Source organism: Acidobacteriota bacterium, from assembly GCA_020845575.1.
Taxonomy (GTDB): domain Bacteria; phylum Acidobacteriota; class Vicinamibacteria; order Vicinamibacterales; family Vicinamibacteraceae; genus Luteitalea.
This window is the reverse complement of the sequence record JADLFL010000051.1, coordinates 1-16853: the sequence shown is the minus strand read 5'-3', so window position 1 is coordinate 16853 and position 16853 is coordinate 1. Positions and strand designations below refer to the sequence as shown.

Sequence of the window (16853 nt, the reverse complement as noted above, 5' to 3'; positions counted from 1 at the left end):
CCACAAGTCGCGTCCCCCGCCACCACCCTCCGCGCCCGACTGTCAGGGCTTGTTGCGCCGTAGCGTGCAAGCGCGAAGGCGGGTGTGTCAAAATGTTGGCGCTCTCATGAATCCGGCCCTCAAACCCCTCCTGCTCGTAGACGATGAGGGGGCGTTCCGTCGAGGAGTGGCGGATTACCTGTCCGGGTCCGGATATGAGGTCACCGAAGCGTCGACGGTCGCGGAGGCGCTCGAGCATCTGGAGCGGTTCGCCTTCGACGTCGTGTTGACGGACCTGCGGCTGCCCGACGGCGAGGGGACGGCGGTGCTGGAGGCGGCGCGGGCCCGCTATCCGGACATCCTCGTGCTGGTGGTGACCGGACACGGGTCGATCCGCGCGGCCGTCGAGGCGACCCGGCAGGGTGCCGCCGACTTCGTCACCAAGCCGTTCCAGCTGGCCGAGCTCGATCTCGCGCTCGGCAGGGCGCATGAGCGGCGGCGGCTCCAGGCGGAGAACACCTACCTGCGCGAGCAGTTGCGCGAGCGGTATCGCCTCGACCAGCTCGTGGGTCGCAGTCCCGCCATGCAGGAAGTCTTCGCCATCGTCGAGACCGTGGCGCCGACGACGAGCACGATTCTGATTCTGGGTGAGACGGGCACGGGCAAGGAGCTCGTGGCACGGGCGATCCATCAGCTCAGCACGCGCGCGTCGGAACGATTCGTCGCGCTCAACTGCAGCGCCATCCCCGAGTCGCTCCTCGAGGCGGAGCTGTTCGGCCACGTGAAGGGCGCCTTCACGGGCGCCGTCGCCTCGCGTCCCGGACGCTTCGAGCTCGCGCATCGCGGCACGCTCTTCCTCGACGAGCTCGGAACGATGCCAGTGCCGTTGCAGGCCAAACTGCTGCGGGCGCTGCAGGAGCGGGAGATCGAGCGCATCGGCGATGCGCGGCCCGTTCGCGTCGACGTGCGCGTGCTGGCGGCCACCAACGCGAACCTCGAGGAGATGGTGAAGCAGGGCACGTTCCGCGAAGACCTGTTCTACCGCCTCAACGTCATCCCCGTGCAACTCCCGCCGCTGCGCGAGCGCCGAGACGATGTGCCGCTGCTGGTGCGCGACATGCTGCACCGGCTCGGCGCGCAGGCCGTGCCGCCGCGCACCGACGTCACGTTCTCGCAGGAAGCCATGCGGCGATTGATGGCCTTCGACTGGCCGGGCAACATCCGGCAACTCGAGAACACCGTGGAGCGTGCGCTGGCGCTGAGCCCGGGCCGATCGCAGATCGACGTGAGCGTGCTGCCGCCCGACGTGCGCGGCGATCGACCCGACGATCGCAGCGCCACGCTGCCATTGCCCGAACAGGGCATCGACCTCGAACGCGAACTGGCTGCCGTCGAACGAGTGTTCATCGCGCAGGCGCTCGCGCGCACCGAGCGCAATCGCAGCCGCGCCGCGGAGTTGCTCGGCGTGAAGCGAACCACCCTGGTCGAGAAGATCAAGCGACTCGAACGCCTCGGCCTTGCCGACGGCATCGTCGGCGATTGACCTATCCTTGTTCCCCATGGCACGCAGCGCGTTCTGGACCATCATCGTCAACGACCAGCCCACGGCGTTCCGCGCGCCGCTGCGTGAGGATCTGCTGCCCACGCTGAAGCAGTTGCAGCGTCAGCACCCCGATGCCGCCATCAAGTGGTTCCAGCGCGGTCGTCTCTGGGAGACGCCGGGCGATGCCATGGACGCGAGCAAACCGCCCCGACGCGGATCGAGCTGGCGGCCGGGCGGGAATCACAAGGACCCGCGCGAGCAGTACAAGGTGCCTCGCGACGTGAAGCGCGCCCGCTGGGCGAAGCAGGCCAGCGAGGGACGGGGACCCTGGGTGAAGGACGGGGGACGGAGAACGGAAGGACGGCCCCAGGGCGGCGGATGGGCTCCGCGTGATGGAGGGCGGCCCGCGCAGGACGGAGCACCCCGGCCCGGGGCTGACAGGCGCCCGGCCCGACGGGAGTTCAAGCCGGACGGCAAGCGGCCAGTCGAGGCGAGCAGCCTCAGGGCGCGGAAACCGTCGACGGGGCCTGATGGCGTGGAGCGGCGCAAGAACTGGCCGGCGAAGGACGAGCGACAAGCGGCAGGCTCGCGACCGCCGGGTTCGCGACCGCCGAAGCCGGCGTGGGGTCCGAAGGCTGGCGGAGACCGACCCAGGCCCGCAGGCGGCACGCGACCGGACTGGCGTGGCGATCGCTCGACGACGCGTCGAGATGCGACGGCGCGGTCCGCCAGCGCGCCGCCCTCACGCGAGCGCAAGGGACCTCCGTCGGAACGCACAGGACCACCACGGGAGCGCAAGGGACCGCCATCGGGTCGCACGGGGCCGCCGCGCGAACGCTCGGGACCGCCTCAGGAACGCAAGACACGGACATGGCGGGCTGGGGACCTGCCGCCGGCCGACAGGAAGCGCCGGAAGACGGAGGAGTGACGTGTCCATGATCGTGCACGTCGTGTTGTTCCGGCCCCGCCCTGACGTGACAGACCAGGAGCGCGACGCGCTCTTCGCGGCCATGCAGACGGCGGGGCGCGAGATTCCGTCGGTCCGCTCGTTCCGCGTCGCGCAGCACATCGCGCATCCGGTGGCGTACGTGATGAGCGGGTTCCCGTCGTTCCCCTGGTGCGCGCTGCTGGAGTTCGAGGACGAGGCCGGGTTGCGCGCCTACCTGTCGCACCCGCTGCACGTGGCGCTTGGCGAGCAATTCAACGCCGCCGCCGAAGCCGCGCTGATCTACGACTACGAAATGACCGACGCCTTCAGGTAGGTCACGTCCGGGCGTGGGTGGCGACCGTCAGCGCAGGAAAAACCGTGCGATGAGGTCGCGGACCTGCGGGATGGATTCGGCGGTGTTGATGGCCATGCGGAACTGGGCGCCGCCTTCGTACCCCTTCGAGTACCACCCGTTCAGCGCGCGCAGCTTGTTGATCACCCAGCGCTCCCGGCCGCGCGCGGGCGCGCGCAGGGCGGAGTCGGCATCGGCGACGTCCGGCGCCGTGGGCGCGGTGTGACGGAAGCCGGCGGCCTCGTCCACACGTTCGTTCAACAGCAGCTCCACGTACTCCAGCAGGAACTCGCCGCGGTCCCTCATCGTCACCGCACGCGGTGCGCGGCCGGCGGCGATGTCTGCCGCCTGCGCGAGGATCCACGGGTTGCGCAGCACGCCGCGGCCCACGAGCACGCCTTCAGGTCCACTGCGTAACCGTTCGATGACGTGTTCGGGCTCGACGCAGTCGCCGCTGCCGAACACCGGGATGCGCACCTGTTCGGCCACGTGCGCGATGAGCGACCAGTCGGAACTGCCCGTGTACGCCTGCTTCGCCGTGCGGCCGTGCACGGTGACGGCAGCCGCGCCCGCGTCCTCCACCATGCGCGCAAGGACGGGCGCATTGACCTCCTCGTCGTTCCACCCCGCGCGCATCTTCACCGTCACGGGAATCGAGACCGCGCGCGCCATCGCCTCGACGATCGCCGCGGCGTGCCGCGGATCGCGCATCAGTGCGCAGCCTGCATGGTGCTTCGAGATCTTCGGCACCGGGCAGCCCATGTTGATGTCGACGATGTCGGCACCCATGCCTTCGACGATGCGCGCGGCGTCGGCCATCTTCGCGGGATCGCCGCCGAAGATCTGGATGGAGACGGGGCGTTCCTCTTCGGTGTACTCGGCGAAGTCCAGCGTGCGATCGATGCCGCGCACGAGGCCTTCCGAGCTCACCATCTCGGTGACCACGAGCCCGCAGCCCCCGCGTCGCTTGACCAGTCGACGGAACGCCGTGTCCGTCATGCCCGCCATGGGCGCCACGCCGACGGGAGTGTCGAGCGCAACCGTCCCGATCTTCGGTGAGGGTGCCGGCGCCTGACGCGTACCGGAATCGGATCCGGACGATGCGGGAACGGGCGACGCGACGCCGGGGGTCACGGCGTGGCGCCGGCCTTCGGGGCGGTGCCGGCTTCGAGGGCCTTCGTTGCCTCGTCGAGCGCGGCGGCGGCCTGCTGAATACCCGAATCGAACGCCGCCTTGAGGGTCGGGCTCTTCCACTCGATGATGGCCTGCGCGCGGAGGCGCTCGAGGTACTTCAGCACCTCGCCGGCGCGACGCTGGTTGAACACCTTCTCGGCGATCTGATCGCGCGCTTCCTCGAACGTCGCCTGCTTGCGCGGCACGCGGACGTCGAGCTTGAGCAGGCGGTACCCGTTGCCGGCGTCGAGCGGCTCGGACACCTGGCCCACCTTCATCGCGGTGAGCACTTTCTGGATGTCGGGGTTGAGTTCTTCGGTGCCGAGCGGGCCGATGAGGCCGCCGTTGGCCTTCGATGCCGCGTCGGAGACCTCGCCCGCCACGGTGCCGAAATCCTCCTTCAACACGCGCTGGCGGATCTGATCGATCTTCGCGCGGGCGCCTGCCATCGCAGCTGCCGCCGCCGACGGACCTTCCGCTGGCACCGTCGTCGCGGCGCGCACGAAGATCTCCCGGAGCGTCACGGACTCGTTGGTGAGGAACTCGTCCCGGTGCGTGGTGTAGTAGGCGCGCGATTCCTCCTCCGAGATGCTGATGCGGGAGTACACGTCCTGCTGCTGGACGCGACTGATGAGCATCTGCTTCTCGAAGGTCTTGCGCAGGCCGGCGATCGTGAGCCCCTCCTGCGAGAGCGCGGTCTGGAACTTCTCCTCGGTGTCGAGCTTGTTCTCCTTGCGGATGTTGTCGAGGATGCCGTTGAACTGCTCGTCTGTCATCTTGAGCCCGAGCTCGCGGCCGCGCTGCACGAGCAGCATCTCGTCGATCGCGTTGACGATGACGCGGGGGGTCACGTCGTCGAGGAGCTTGCGGAGGGTGGCGTCGTTCTCGAGGTCGGCCGCCGAGAGATTCGGGTTGCTGGCGCGGAGCGCCGTCACCTGGAGCTGCTCGACGTCGGTCTTGGTGAGAATCTCGCCGTTGACCTTGACGAGCACCTGCTCGATCACGTCGGCCGCCTGGAGTCCTGTGGCGAAGAGGCCGGCCACGAGGGCCGCCGCGCCGAGCCTGCGGAGTGTCATTGGGGGCATCGCTTCGATGATCTTACGCCGGGTCATCCGGTCTGCATCTTTGCTTGGACGTCCGGGAACGGAGTCGGGACGGGCGTAGGGTCGGACCCGGCCACTACCCGGTTGCCCGTTGCCCGTTGCCCGTTGCCGGGTTGCCGGGTTGCCGGGTTGCCGGGTTGCCGGTTGCCGGTTGCCGGTTGCCGGTTGCCGGTCACTCATCCGACAGGTCCTGCATCACGCGGGTGACGCGGGCGAAGAGGCCGTCCGGAGCCCGGGGGTCCAGGGGGATGGGCTTGAGGACCTCGGTCTTGGTGAAGCCCGGGGTGACCTCCCCTGCCGTGGCGCGGACGGTCCACCAGGAGGGGCCGCGCTGGCCGCCCTGCGCGACGGGGCGATGGGTCGTGAAGGCCGGGCTCGGAGAGCCGGCCCTACCAGAAGAGTCGGCCCTACCAGGAGAGCCGGCCCTACCGTGGGGCACTCTCGGCATCGCAGCATTCGCGGCATTTCCGGTAGGGCCGGCTCTCCGAGCCCGGCCGACACCGCCATCCGGACTCAGGTCCAGCTTCAGGTGGCCTGGGGGAACCAGGCGCAGGTCCACGCGCCTGTCGACCACGGCGAGCAACCGCTGCGGATCGACAGCCGCCGACTCGCGGAACTTGAAGACGACGGTCTGCCCTTCCTTCTCGATCGAGTCGATCTTCATCCTGTCGGCCAGCGCGCGGATGCGGGCGTGGTCGGCCAGGCACAGGACCGACTCGGGCAGCGGCCCGTACCTGTCGCGCACGTCCTCCAGCACGCGGTCGATCTCCGCGTCTGTGCGCGCCTGCGCCACCTGACGGTAGATGCCGAGCCGCTGGTTGGTGTCGGCGATGTAGGACTCGTCGATGCGGAACTCCACACCCAGGTTCACCGTGGCGCGACGGTCGTCCTCGAGATCCTCGCCCTTCAGTTCGCGGATCGTCTCTTCGAGCAGCTTCGTGTACATCTCGAAGCCGATGGCTTCGATGTGACCGCTCTGCTCGCCGCCGAGCAGGTTGCCCGCGCCGCGAATCTCGAGGTCGAGCGCGGCGATGCGGAATCCGCTGCCCAGCGCGCTGAACTCCTTGATCGCCGCCAGCCGCTTGCGCGCCACCTCCGACAGCGCGTCGACGGGCGGAATCAGCAGGTACGCGTACGCGCGCCTGTCCGATCGCCCCACGCGGCCGCGCAACTGATAGAGCTGACCGAGGCCGTAGCGATCCGCGCGGTTGATGATCATCGTGTTGGCGTTGGGGATGTCCAGCCCGTTCTCGATGATCGTCGTCGCGAGCAGCACGTCGTAGCGGCGCTCGATGAAGTCCACCATCACCTTCTCGAGCGCCTCCTCTCCCATCTGGCCGTGGCCGATGCCGATCTTCGCGTCGGGCGCCACGCGCTGGATGAGACCCGCGATCGAATGGATGGACTCCACGCGGTTGTGGACGAAGTACACCTGGCCGCCGCGTTCGAGCTCCTTGCCGATCGCCGACCCGATGATCTGCGGATCGAACGGCAGCACCGACGTCTGCACGGCCTGCCGATCGTGCGGCGCGGTTTCGATCACCGACATGTCGCGGATGCCGACGAGCGACATGTTGAGCGTGCGCGGGATGGGCGTCGCGCTCATCGTGAGCACGTCGACCTTCTTGCGCATCTGCTTGATGCGCTCCTTGTGCGTCACGCCGAAGCGCTGCTCCTCATCGACCACGAGCAGCCCGAGATCGCGGAACTCGACGTCCTTTGCCAGCAGGCGATGCGTGCCGACGAGGATGTCCAGCTTGCCGTCGCGCAGGTGCTGGAGCGACTCGGTCTGTTCCGCCCTGGTGCGGAAGCGGCTGACCATGTCGATGCGCACCGGGAACGCCGCGAATCGCGTGCGCAGCGTCTTCAGGTGCTGCAGCGCCAGCACCGTCGTCGGCGCGAGGACGGCCACCTGCCTGCCGTCCCTCCCGGCCGTGAACGCGGCGCGCCTCGCCACTTCCGTCTTGCCGAACCCGACGTCGCCGCACAACAGGCGGTCCATCGGCACGGGCGATTCCATGTCGCGCTTGATGTCGGCGACGGCCGTCGCCTGATCGGGCGTCAACTCGTAAGGAAACGCCAACTCGAATTCTTCCTGCCAGTGCGTGTCGGGCCCGAACGCGTGGCCCTGCACGGCCTTGCGCGCGGCGTAGAGCTTCAGGAGCTCGTCGGCCATGTCGCGCATGGCCTTCTTCACGCGCGACTTGGCCTTCTCCCACGTGGTGCCTCCGAGACGATCGAGCGTGGGACTGGCGCTGCCCGAGAACTTCTGCACCAGGTCGAGGCGATCGACGGGCACGAACAGCTTGTCGTCGCCCGCGTAGCGCAGCTCCATGAACTCGCGCGTCTCGTGCCCGACGACGATCTGCTTCAGCCCGACGAACACGCCGATCCCGTTGTCCACATGGACGACGTGATCGCCGACCTTGAGGTCGCGGAAGTCGGAGAGGAAGGCCTTCGCGGCAGACGCGCGGCGCTGGTGGCCGACGCGCTCCTCGTCGAAGATGTCCGTCTCGGCGTAGAGCCGGAGGGCCGCGGCGGTGAGACGGAAGCCCTGCGTGAGTTGTCCCGTCGTGACGAGCAGCGCGCTGCCCGAGACCTCCGCGCGGCTGATGTCGACCGCGACGACGCCGTAGTCGCGGAGGATCTCGATGACGCGATCCGCGCGGCCCTGCGTCTCGGCCACGAAGACCGATGTCTCGCCATCCTCACGCGCGCGGCGGAGCTCGTCGACCCAGGCGGGCACGCGCCCGTGGAAGGTCGAGGCGGGCTGGCACGAGACGTAGCGGTCGTGCGTGTCGGTCGGGCTGGGAGGGCCGACCCGCCCCTCTGTGGTAGCGCCGAGCATACCGTCGTCTGCGGCGAACGTTTCGAGGCGCGTCGCCGACGGCAGCATCGACATGACGTCGGGCCACGGCAGCATCAGGCGCGCTGGCGCGAGAGGCCGCTCGTCTCGGGCGAGCGCGTCCTGGTAGCTGTCGAGCAGCCGCGTGAAACGGCTGTCGCCCGCCTCTCGCACCTTGTCGAACTCCGACACGAACAGGCGCAGCCGCGACGATCGTCCGAGGTACGTGAAGAACGTCGCAGGGCGATCCGCCTCGCGCGCGTCGAGCGTGTCGGGGGTCTCGCGGACGGGCGCGATCGTCACGCGGTCGACGGCGGCCACCGATCGCTGCGTCGCGGGATCGAACTGGCGGATCGACTCGATCGTGTCGCCGATGAACTCCAGGCGCACTGGCAGGCGATCGCCGGCGGGGAAGATGTCGGCCACGCCGCCGCGGATCGAGAACTCGCCGTGCTGATCGACGGGCTCCTCGCGCGAGAAGCCCGCGCGCACGAGGATCTCCGCCAGGTCCATCGGATCGATGTCGTCGCCCGGCTTCAGGTCCAGCGACGAGGCGATGAGCGTGTCGGGATCCGGGAGTCGAGGCAGCAGCGCCGCGGCCGAGGCCACGACCACGCGGGCCTGACCGCCCGCCAACGCGTGGAGTGTGCGCGCGCGCGTCGAAGCGACGTCGAAGTGCGGCGACAGCCCACGATAGGGATCGACTTCCGGCGACGGGAGCGGCAGCACGCCGCGGTCCAGCGCCGCGTGGCTCAGGCCGTCGAGACTGCCGAGGAAGAAGCGGACGTCACTGACGAACGCGTCGATGTCCCTGTCGCCCGGCACCACCACGACGGCGGGCCCGGTCTGCGCCGCGGCGGCCACGGCGAACGCCTTGCCTGCGTCGGTGAGGCCCGCCACGCGCGTGCCCGCCGCCGCGAGTCCTGTCGTGGCGGCCGCGCTCTTGAGGAGGTGGCGGAGGGAGAGGGAGGAAGCGGATGTACCGGGCATCGGCCGCGAGCAGACTCTTCAGAATACGCCTTCCCGAAGGCGTAGCCGCCGGATTTCATCCGGCGGGCAGGAAGGAGGCGGAGGAGCAACCCTCCGAATGGGGCGCGGGTCCTGTCGCCGGACAGCCCCACCCGCGCCCGGACCTGCCGGATGAGTACGGCGACTACGTGTGGCTCACTGGAGTCAGAAGGGGGGAGGAGCGCCCATGGACGAGGAGATCGACAGACTGCGTGCGGTAGACGATGAGGCGGGCGGGTCGCAGGCGGAGCCTGTGCCGGCATACCAGGAGCCGAAGACTCGATTGCCGTGGATCGGGCTGGCGGTGCTGCTCGTGGTCGTGGGGCTTCTCGTGTGGCGGTTCGTGCTGCGCTCGCCCGATTCGCAGCCCACGGTTGAACGGACGCCCGTGGCCGAGAGTCGTGCGGCGCCCGGCATGGCGACCGTGGAGACGCTCAGAACCGGGCTCGGCATCGGCGACCCGGACCCGGCCCTGCCACCGATCGACGGCCTCGATGCGTACCTGCGGCCGCTGCTGGCCGCCTTGTCCGCGCGTCCGGAGCTCGCGTCGCTGCTGGCGAGCGACGATCTGATCCGGCGCTTCGTGGTCAGCGTCGATGCCGTCGCGAGAGGCGATTCACCGGCGAGCCAGGTGCGGGCCATCGCCCCGAAAGGTGCGTTCGCCGTCCGTCAACGCGGGACGGCGTACGCCATCGATCCCGCGAGCTACGCGCGCTACGACGGCCTTGTTGCGCTCGTCGCCGATCTCGATCCCGATCGCCTCGCGCGCATCTACGGCCAGATCAAGCCGCGACTCGAAGAGGCACACGCCGAGCTCGGCACGGGCACGACGTTGGACGAGGCCATGACTCGCGCGCTGACGCGCCTCGTCAGGACGCCGCTCCCGCCGACCGGGGCGGCCGTGCGTCAGGGCAAGGGGATCAGCTACGTGTACGTGGACCCAACGCTCGAGGAGCTCACGCTCGCCGAGCGTCACCTGCTGCGGCTGGGCCCGGAACGCATGGCCCGCGTCCAGGCGAAACTCCGAGCCTTCGCCGCCGCCCTCGGCGCAGGAGGATTGTGAGGCGCTACTCCCCCGTGTGCACGAGCTACTCATCAGAGCGCGCCTGACGCGCCAACCGGCGTCGTCAGGCCGGGTATTTCGTCGATCGGGGCGGAACGGCGCATGCAAGGAGAGGCAGACATGCTTGTCTGGCTCGACTCATTCGACATGTACGTCCCCGAGGCGATCGACACGGCCCGGGTGACACCGACCCCCACCGTTGCGCCGGCGGTCCCGCCCGGCCCGACCGGGACACGCCCCCGCAAGAAGGCCGCGGCACCGCGTGCGCCGCGTACGGCCAAGGCCGCAGCGCCTCACGGCCCGACAGCCCCGCCACGCGCCGCGGCGGCACGGCCGCGGACGCGCAGGACGCCGGCCTGACGGTTACGGCGCCTGGTGTGCCGGCAGCGCGCGGAGGGCGTTGTCCAGGTACACCTTCTTCAGGATCGCCTCGGGGAGGCCGAGGCCGTAGATCTGCCAGCGTCCCTGCGGCGGTACGGGGGCGGGTGCGTAGTCGAAGTACTCGTCCTCGGTCTGCAGGAACCGGTAATAGATCTGGTACAGGTCGAGGCCGAACACCTGCTGCGGCGTCTCGGTGCCGTTCGGGATCGCGTCGGTCCCGAACATGATGCGGTCCTGGTACTTGTCGAAGAAGCGGCGCGACTGGCGCGGCTGGCGGCCGAGCTCGCCGATGCGCGCGCCGATCTCGATGTGGACGTTCGGGAACCTGTCGAGCATCGCGCCGACGGCCGGGAGGTTCTCTGCCCAGTGGCCGACGTGCAACGCCACGAAGGTGGTCTTCGGATGCCGGGCGAACACGCGATCGCGCGCCTCGAGGACGGCCGTGAACGACGGGAAGTCGCGGCCGTGGAACGACCAGTCCGGGTGATTGGCGAGCTCCTCGTAGCGCTCGTTGAAGCGATCGGTCGGCAGGAAGAACGCTTCGGGATCGCCGACGTGGATCGCGACGGGCAGGCCGAGCGCGCCCGCCGCTTCCCACATCGGGTCGAACCGCGGGTCGTCCACGCGCACGAGCGCGCCGTCCTTGCCCGACGCGTCCTTGTCGCGCAGGAAGAGGCCGAGCGTCTTGAGCACCTTCACGCCCTGCGCGCCGGCGGCCTTCGCGACAGACAGTTGATCGGCCTGCCACGTGGCGTAGTCGGCGCGCTGCGCTTCGGCCCACGTCGGCTCGGTGAACGTCAGGAACCTGCCGGGGTGCGCGCTGTCCAGCCCCGCGATCGCCGCGGCGAGACGCTCGCCCTGCCCGCCCGTGAGGTTGACCATCGTGCGGATGTTGCGGGCATCCATCACCTTCAGGATGTCTTCCGGCGGTGCCACACGCCGCAGCTGCCGCTCGGTGGACGAGGGCGTGCGCACGGCCAGGTGCGTGTGCATGTCGATCACGGGGAACGCGGCCTTCTCGACCACCGTGGCTGGCACGTGCAGCATGCTCTTCGGCTGGTAGTCCACCAGCTTCAACGACGCGTCAGGCGTTGCGGACTCGGCTGAAGCAGCAGCCTGCGTCTTCGCGGCATCGCCACCTGACGGCGCCTCCTGTGCACACGCCCCCGTCGTCACGGCCCCCGCCAGCATCCCCGCATTCTTCAACCATCGTCGTCTGTCCACACGCCTCCCCTTGTCTGGAACTCGCGCTTCGTCTAGAACTCGCGCTTCTTCAGCCGATCGATCGAGAACCGTGCCGTCTCGGCGATGGCCATCACCGCCATCACGCCCGCCTGCACGGGATCGGTCACCACGAGATCGCTCGCCTCCGGCACGCTGCCGGCCATGTTCAGGCTGATCACGATCAGGCCGCCCGCGCGTACCTCGCGCACGGCCTGCTCGATCTCGCCGCCCATCAGGGCGCCCGCCAGCACCAGCACGCGCGCGCGCGGCAGGCGCACCACGGCGCGCACGGCTTCGGCCAGCGGTTGCTCGCCGACCAGCGGGATCGTATCGACCGAGATCTTCTCGCCGCGGATGTTGTGCCGGTCGGCTTCCGAGATCGCACCGATGGCGACCTGGCCCACCTGCGCGCCGCCGCCCATGATGATCACGCGCTTGCCGAACACGTGCTGGAACGACGCCACGCGCTCGATCGCCCGCACGACGTCGGACGTATCGAGATCGGCCAGCAACGCCGACGCGTCGGCCGTCTCCACCTCCAGCATCAACCGCGTCACGTCGGCCCCGTGCTCCATGATGCTGACTGACGTGATGTCGCCCCGGTGCGACGCGATGATGCCCGTCACCGCGTGCAACACCCCTGGCCCACTCCGGGTCGTCAACACCAACGCAAGCGGCGAGCGCGAATCCGACACGCCGCGAGAATACAACGGTACGAGGCAGGAACCCGGGCGCTCAGGACTGCCATGGGCGCGGGTGGCGCCGGACGGGGCCGCCCCGCCCGCGCGCAGGCGCGTCTCCCGTACGAGGGCTGTTCGCGCCGAGGACGGGTGGGGCTGTCCGGCGACAGGACCCGCGCACTCAGCGTCTGGCCCTGGCGATGAGCCCTGTCGTGGAATGGCCCACTTCGGTGGGAATGCGAACGACGCGGCCGCCGCGGGCCTGGACTGTCTCTCGACCGACGATCTGATCCAGCGGCCAGTCCGCGCCCTTCGCCAGGACGTCCGGCTGCACCGCGTCGATGAGCGCGGCGGGCGTGGGTTCGGGGAAGATGGTCACCAGGTCCACCACCTTCAACCCCGCGACCAACTCGGCTCGCTCGGCGGCGGGGTGCACGGGACGATCGGGGCCCTTGGCGGCCCTGACCGTGTCGTCGGTGTTGACGGCGACGATGAGGTGATCGCCTTCGTCGCGCGCTGCGGCGAGGTAGCGCACGTGGCCGGGGTGGAGGATGTCGAACACGCCGTTGGTGAACACGACGGTCCGTCCCGCGGCCTGCCACGCGCGTGCCTGCGCCACGCACGCCTCGCGCGTCACGACCCGCGCCCGCCCGGCCTCGTCTCTCATCGCCGTTCCTACGCCTGGTGCGCGCGCCAGCCCTCTGGGCCTTCGAGCGTCTTCACGCGCACCGACGGGCTGAACGTCCACGAGTGCACGGGACGGAAGAAGCCGACGTCCTTGATGGGCGACTTCACGCGGAACGTGTAGAGCTGCCGGTGGTAGTCGTACGGGAAGCCATCGAGCTTGTGGACGGCGAGATCGAGCTTGTAGGTGCCTTCGGTGAGCGCGAGCGTCTCGATCACGAAGCCCACTTCGCCGTCGCCAGACAGCTCCTGCGCCACCATCTCCTCGATGTTCGTGTTGGTGCCGTAGATGCACACGCCGTCGGCGTTGAAGAGCCCGATGCCGAACACGAAGTCCTTCACGGGCGCCTTCGCGTGCAGCTGCAGGCGGATGGTCATCGGATCGCCGGAGTGGAACACGTGGCCGGGCGTGCCGTCGGGGCCCACGAGATCGACCTTCGTGATCTCCACGTCGCCCGATCCCCAGCGGCCCGCCTCCGCCTTGAACATGTCAGCTGGTGCTTCCACGTTCCCGGCCGTGACGCCATCCTCCTGCGTCCCGTCGTGCGGAGCGGGCACCGAGCTGCCGGCGCCGAGATCCACGCGCTGGCGATTGCGCGCGTCTTCGGCCGCGAGAAAGGCTTCCTCGCTCTCCTCCACTTCGGTGACGTAGGCGTCGATCACGCGCTTCGGGAGGCCGACCGCGCGCACCTTGCCCTTGTCGAGCCACAGCGCTTCGTCGCAGAAGCGCTCCACCAGACCGAGCGAGTGCGTGACGAGCAGGATCGTCTTGCCGCGACGCCGGAACTCCGCGAACTTGTCGAGGCACTTGTGCGCGAAGCCTTCGTCGCCCACCGCGAGCACCTCGTCGACGAGCAGCACGTCAGGATCGACGTGGACCGCGACGGCGAACCCGAGGCGCATGTACATGCCGGAGGAGTACGTCTTCACCGGCGCGTCGATGAACGGCGCGAGCTCGGCGAACTCGACGATCTCGTCGAAGCGGCGCTCGATCTCCGCCTTCGACAGCCCGAGCATGATGCCGTTGATGAAGATGTTCTCGCGGCCCGAGATCTCGGGGTGGAACCCCGCTCCGAGCTCGATGAGCGCGGAGATGCGGCCGTTGACGGTGACGGTGCCGTACGTCGGCTTCGAGATGCCCGCCACGCACTTGAGCATCGTGCTCTTGCCGCTGCCGTTGCGCCCGATGATGCCGTACGTGCGACCCGCCCGCACGTCGAACGACACATCGTCGAGCGCGAGAAAGGTTTCGTCAGGGCGCAGATCCCGCACGAGACTGCCGGAGAGGATCGCGCTCTTGAGCGTGGCGAACTGCCGCTTGTGCGCGAAGCGGCGATAGATCTTCGTGACGCGATCGGCGTGGATGGCGAGCGGGGGCGACGACATCGCGATCACACCTCCTCGGCGAACGAGTCGCGCAGGCGATCGAACAGGAAATAGCCGACGAGGAACAGCAGCGCGGATCCCGCGGCCATGGCGAGGATCCACTTCCAGTGCCCGAACGGACCTTCGTAGAAGAGGATCTCCTGATACGACACGGCGAAGTGGGTGAACGGGTTCGCGTTGAGGAACGCCTTGCTGATCGTGCCTGGCGCCAGGTGCATCGGATAGAGGATCGGCGTGGCGAAGAACCACAGCGTGAGCATGTTGCTCAGGATGTCCTTGATGTCCCTGAAGTGCACGGTGAGTGCGGCGAGGATCAGCCCGAGCCCGAGCGTGAACAGCAACTGCACCGCGACGACGATGGGGAACCAGAGGATCTCGGTGACGGTGATGGTGGGCCTGAACCAGACGAGGAACCCGACGAGGATCGGCAGGCCGAAGAAGAAGTGCATCATGTTGGCCAGCACCGCCACGATCGGCAGGATTTCGGCCGGAAAGAGCACTTTCTTGATCAGGTTGCCGCCGGCCATGAGGCTGTTTGACGCCTCTGTGAGCGACGAGGAGAACCACGTCCACGGCAGGAGGCCACAGAAGAGGAACAGCGCGTACGGCTCGATCTCGGGCGGGTGCGTGCCGGGCAGCACCACCGTGAACACGAACGAGTACACCACCAGCAGCAGCAGCGGGTTGATGAAGGACCAGAAGAAGCCGAGGACGCTGCCGCGATAGCGCGCCTTGAGCTCGCGCGTGACGAGGCTCTGGATCAGCGCGCGATATCGCACGAGCTGTCGAAGGTTATGGAACATCGATCTCCAGCATCAGCGTCGTGATGTTGTCGGGACCGCCGGCGGCGTTGGCTTCCTCGATGAGCGTCTGGCAGGCGTGATCGAGACCCTCGGTGGACGCCAGCGCCGCCGACACGCGATCGTCGGCGATCACGCCGTGGAGGCCATCGGAGGAGATGAGCAGGCGATCGCCCGGTTGCAGGGTGAGCGGCGACAGTTCGACTTCCGGCGGATCGGATGCCGACAGGGCGCGCGTGACGACGTTGCGCCACGGGTGTTGCCGCGCCGCGGCGGGCGTGAGCAGACCGGCCGACACCTGCTCGGCCACCCACGAGTGATCGTGCGTCAGTTGCTGCAGGAGCGAGTCACGCCACAGGTAGATGCGGCTGTCGCCGACGTGTCCGATGGCGGCACCGTCATCGGTGATGAGCACCGCGGAGGCCGTTGTCGCCATGCCGCGCAGCGACGGATTGCAGGCCGTCCGCCGGCAGATGGCCACGCTCGCGCGCTCGAAGGCGGCTTCCAGCCGTCGCTCCGGCAATGAATGGTGACGCGAAGCGGGCGCGCTCGCGTCGCCGGCGGCCACGACGGCCTCGATCGTGTCGACGGCCAGCTTCGAGGCGACTTCACCGGCGACGTGCCCGCCCATGCCGTCGGCGACGACGAACAGGCCGAGGTCGGGTCGGGCGCAGAAGGCGTCCTCGTTGGAGGCCCGGCGACGTCCCGGGTGCGTGGTCGCCGCCCAGCGCACGCGCATGACGGATCAGGCTCCCGGACAGACGCCCACGAGTGGCTGGCGCGCGCGCTGGATCATCGGCCTCTGGTGCGAGACGCCACCTGGACGCGCAGCATGGCCTTCTCGAGCGCGAGCTGCGCGCGCTGGTAGTCGAGGTCGGTGGCCTTGGCCGCGAGGCGCGCCTCGGCGCGCTTGCGCGCGGCCTCGGCGCGAGGGAGATCGATGTCTTCGGCCGGCTCCGCGAGCTCGGCAAGGACGGTCACGCGATCGGGCAGGACCTCCGCGAGGCCTTCCTCGACGGCGACGACGCGCCAGTCCTGGCCGATGCGATACGTGAGGCGGCCGACGCTGAGGGTCGCGAGCAGCGGCGTGTGTCCGGGCAGCACGCCGAAGTAGCCTTCGGTGCCGGGCAGCTCCACCTCGTCGACCTGGACGCGCACGAGTTCGCGTTCGGGCGTGACGATGCTGAGCGTGAGCTGGGTGGCCATCGAATCGGTTGCCTTCCGCTTACGCCTTCAGGGACGCGGCCTTCTCCAGCGCCTCGTCGATCGTGCCCACCATGTAGAACGCCTGCTCCGGCACATCGTCGTGCTTGCCGTCGACGAGCTCCTTGAAGCCCTTGATCGTCTCGGCGATCGACACGTACTTGCCCTTGAAGCCGGTGAACTGTTCGGCGACGTGGAACGGCTGGCTGAGGAACCGCTGGATCTTGCGCGCGCGGGAGACGGTGAGCTTGTCCTCTTCGGACAGCTCGTCGAGGCCGAGAATCGCGATGATGTCCTGCAGGTCCTTGTAGCGCTGCAGCACCTGCTTCACGCGGCGCGCCACGTCGTAGTGCTCGTCGCCGATGATGCGCGGATCGAGGATGCGCGAGGTGGAGGCCAGCGGATCGACGGCCGGATAGATGCCGAGCGACGCGATGTCGCGCGACAGGTTCGTCGTGGCGTCGAGGTGCGCGAACGTGGTGGCCGGCGCCGGATCCGTGT

15 protein-coding genes are annotated in these 16853 nt (G+C 69.0%); 4 read left to right on the top strand and 11 right to left on the bottom strand.

What is annotated here, in order from left to right; all coding sequences use genetic code 11:
* Nucleotides 1-106 precede the first annotated feature (106 nt).
* Genes IT182_14430 through IT182_14420 form a run of 3 tightly spaced genes read left to right on the top strand, consistent with a single transcriptional unit; the run spans nt 107 to nt 2784 of the window.
* Entirely contained in the window at nt 107-1522 is a 1416-nt protein-coding gene (locus IT182_14430; GenBank protein ID MCC6164544.1) for a sigma-54-dependent Fis family transcriptional regulator, read from the top strand.
* A 16-nt stretch (nt 1523-1538) separates the two neighbouring features.
* Entirely contained in the window at nt 1539-2450 is a 912-nt protein-coding gene (locus tag IT182_14425) for a hypothetical protein (GenBank protein ID MCC6164543.1), read from the top strand.
* A 1-nt stretch (nt 2451) separates the two neighbouring features.
* Nucleotides 2452-2784, top strand: coding sequence for a Dabb family protein (locus IT182_14420; GenBank protein ID MCC6164542.1), 333 nt, complete (start codon nt 2452-2454; stop codon nt 2782-2784).
* A gap of 27 nt (nt 2785-2811) precedes the next feature.
* Here IT182_14420 and dusB read toward each other — a convergent pair whose 3' ends face one another.
* From dusB to mfd, 3 genes are all read right to left on the bottom strand, one after another.
* A complete protein-coding gene (dusB, locus tag IT182_14415; protein MCC6164541.1) occupies nt 2812-3936 on the bottom strand; it encodes a tRNA dihydrouridine synthase DusB in 1125 nt (374 codons plus the stop codon).
* Complete coding sequence (locus IT182_14410) at nt 3933-5051, bottom strand: peptidyl-prolyl cis-trans isomerase (GenBank protein ID MCC6164540.1); 1119 nt, start codon at nt 5049-5051, stop codon at nt 3933-3935. The genes dusB and IT182_14410 overlap by 4 nt, the downstream gene beginning before the upstream one ends.
* 199 nt (nt 5052-5250) lie before the next feature.
* Nucleotides 5251-8913, bottom strand: a complete 3663-nt coding sequence (mfd, locus tag IT182_14405; protein ID MCC6164539.1) for a transcription-repair coupling factor — start codon at nt 8911-8913, stop codon at nt 5251-5253.
* 205 nt (nt 8914-9118) lie between these two features.
* On the opposite strand from mfd, the gene IT182_14400 reads away from it, so the two are divergent.
* Nucleotides 9119-9994, top strand: a complete 876-nt coding sequence (locus tag IT182_14400; protein MCC6164538.1) for a DUF3014 domain-containing protein — start codon at nt 9119-9121, stop codon at nt 9992-9994.
* Nucleotides 9995-10357: 363 nt separating this feature from the next.
* Here IT182_14400 and IT182_14395 read toward each other — a convergent pair whose 3' ends face one another.
* The 8 genes from IT182_14395 to IT182_14360 form a co-directional block, all read right to left on the bottom strand.
* Entirely contained in the window at nt 10358-11566 is a 1209-nt protein-coding gene (locus tag IT182_14395; protein ID MCC6164537.1) for an amidohydrolase family protein, read from the bottom strand.
* Nucleotides 11567-11631: 65 nt separating this feature from the next.
* Nucleotides 11632-12174: a DUF5612 domain-containing protein gene (locus tag IT182_14390; protein MCC6164536.1), complete on the bottom strand. Its 543-nt coding sequence runs from the start codon at nt 12172-12174 to the stop codon at nt 11632-11634.
* A 286-nt stretch (nt 12175-12460) separates the two neighbouring features.
* The gene (locus tag IT182_14385) at nt 12461-12946 is read right to left on the bottom strand and encodes an adenylyltransferase/cytidyltransferase family protein (GenBank protein MCC6164535.1); all 486 of its coding nucleotides are present in this window, start codon (nt 12944-12946) and stop codon (nt 12461-12463) included.
* An 8-nt stretch (nt 12947-12954) separates the two neighbouring features.
* Nucleotides 12955-14349, bottom strand: coding sequence for an ABC transporter ATP-binding protein (locus IT182_14380; GenBank protein ID MCC6164534.1), 1395 nt, complete (start codon nt 14347-14349; stop codon nt 12955-12957).
* A 5-nt stretch (nt 14350-14354) separates the two neighbouring features.
* Nucleotides 14355-15152, bottom strand: a complete 798-nt coding sequence (locus IT182_14375) for an ABC transporter permease (GenBank protein MCC6164533.1) — start codon at nt 15150-15152, stop codon at nt 14355-14357.
* Nucleotides 15142-15888, bottom strand: coding sequence for a serine/threonine-protein phosphatase (locus tag IT182_14370; GenBank protein MCC6164532.1), 747 nt, complete (start codon nt 15886-15888; stop codon nt 15142-15144). The genes IT182_14375 and IT182_14370 overlap by 11 nt, the downstream gene beginning before the upstream one ends.
* Nucleotides 15889-15941: 53 nt before the next feature.
* The gene (locus tag IT182_14365; GenBank protein ID MCC6164531.1) at nt 15942-16355 is read right to left on the bottom strand and encodes a F0F1 ATP synthase subunit epsilon; all 414 of its coding nucleotides are present in this window, start codon (nt 16353-16355) and stop codon (nt 15942-15944) included.
* Between the two features lie 19 nt (nt 16356-16374).
* Nucleotides 16375-16853 (bottom strand): F0F1 ATP synthase subunit beta (locus IT182_14360; protein ID MCC6164530.1); only part of this gene is annotated, 479 nt, incomplete at its 5' end.

Coding starts and splice junctions, on each gene's coding strand:
- IT182_14430 (MCC6164544.1), top strand. CDS start 107: ATGAATCCGGCCCTCAAACCCCTCCTGCTCGTAGACGATGAGGGGGCG.
- IT182_14425 (MCC6164543.1), top strand. CDS start 1,539: ATGGCACGCAGCGCGTTCTGGACCATCATCGTCAACGACCAGCCCACG.
- IT182_14410 (MCC6164540.1), bottom strand. CDS start 5,051: ATGACACTCCGCAGGCTCGGCGCGGCGGCCCTCGTGGCCGGCCTCTTC.
- mfd (MCC6164539.1), bottom strand. CDS start 8,913: ATGCCCGGTACATCCGCTTCCTCCCTCTCCCTCCGCCACCTCCTCAAG.
- IT182_14400 (MCC6164538.1), top strand. CDS start 9,119: ATGGACGAGGAGATCGACAGACTGCGTGCGGTAGACGATGAGGCGGGC.
- IT182_14395 (MCC6164537.1), bottom strand. CDS start 11,566: ATGCTGGCGGGGGCCGTGACGACGGGGGCGTGTGCACAGGAGGCGCCG.
- IT182_14390 (MCC6164536.1), bottom strand. CDS start 12,174: ATGGAGCACGGGGCCGACGTGACGCGGTTGATGCTGGAGGTGGAGACG.
- IT182_14385 (MCC6164535.1), bottom strand. CDS start 12,946: ATGAGAGACGAGGCCGGGCGGGCGCGGGTCGTGACGCGCGAGGCGTGC.
- IT182_14380 (MCC6164534.1), bottom strand. CDS start 14,349: ATGTCGTCGCCCCCGCTCGCCATCCACGCCGATCGCGTCACGAAGATC.
- IT182_14375 (MCC6164533.1), bottom strand. CDS start 15,152: ATGTTCCATAACCTTCGACAGCTCGTGCGATATCGCGCGCTGATCCAG.
- IT182_14370 (MCC6164532.1), bottom strand. CDS start 15,888: ATGCGCGTGCGCTGGGCGGCGACCACGCACCCGGGACGTCGCCGGGCC.
- IT182_14365 (MCC6164531.1), bottom strand. CDS start 16,355: ATGGCCACCCAGCTCACGCTCAGCATCGTCACGCCCGAACGCGAACTC.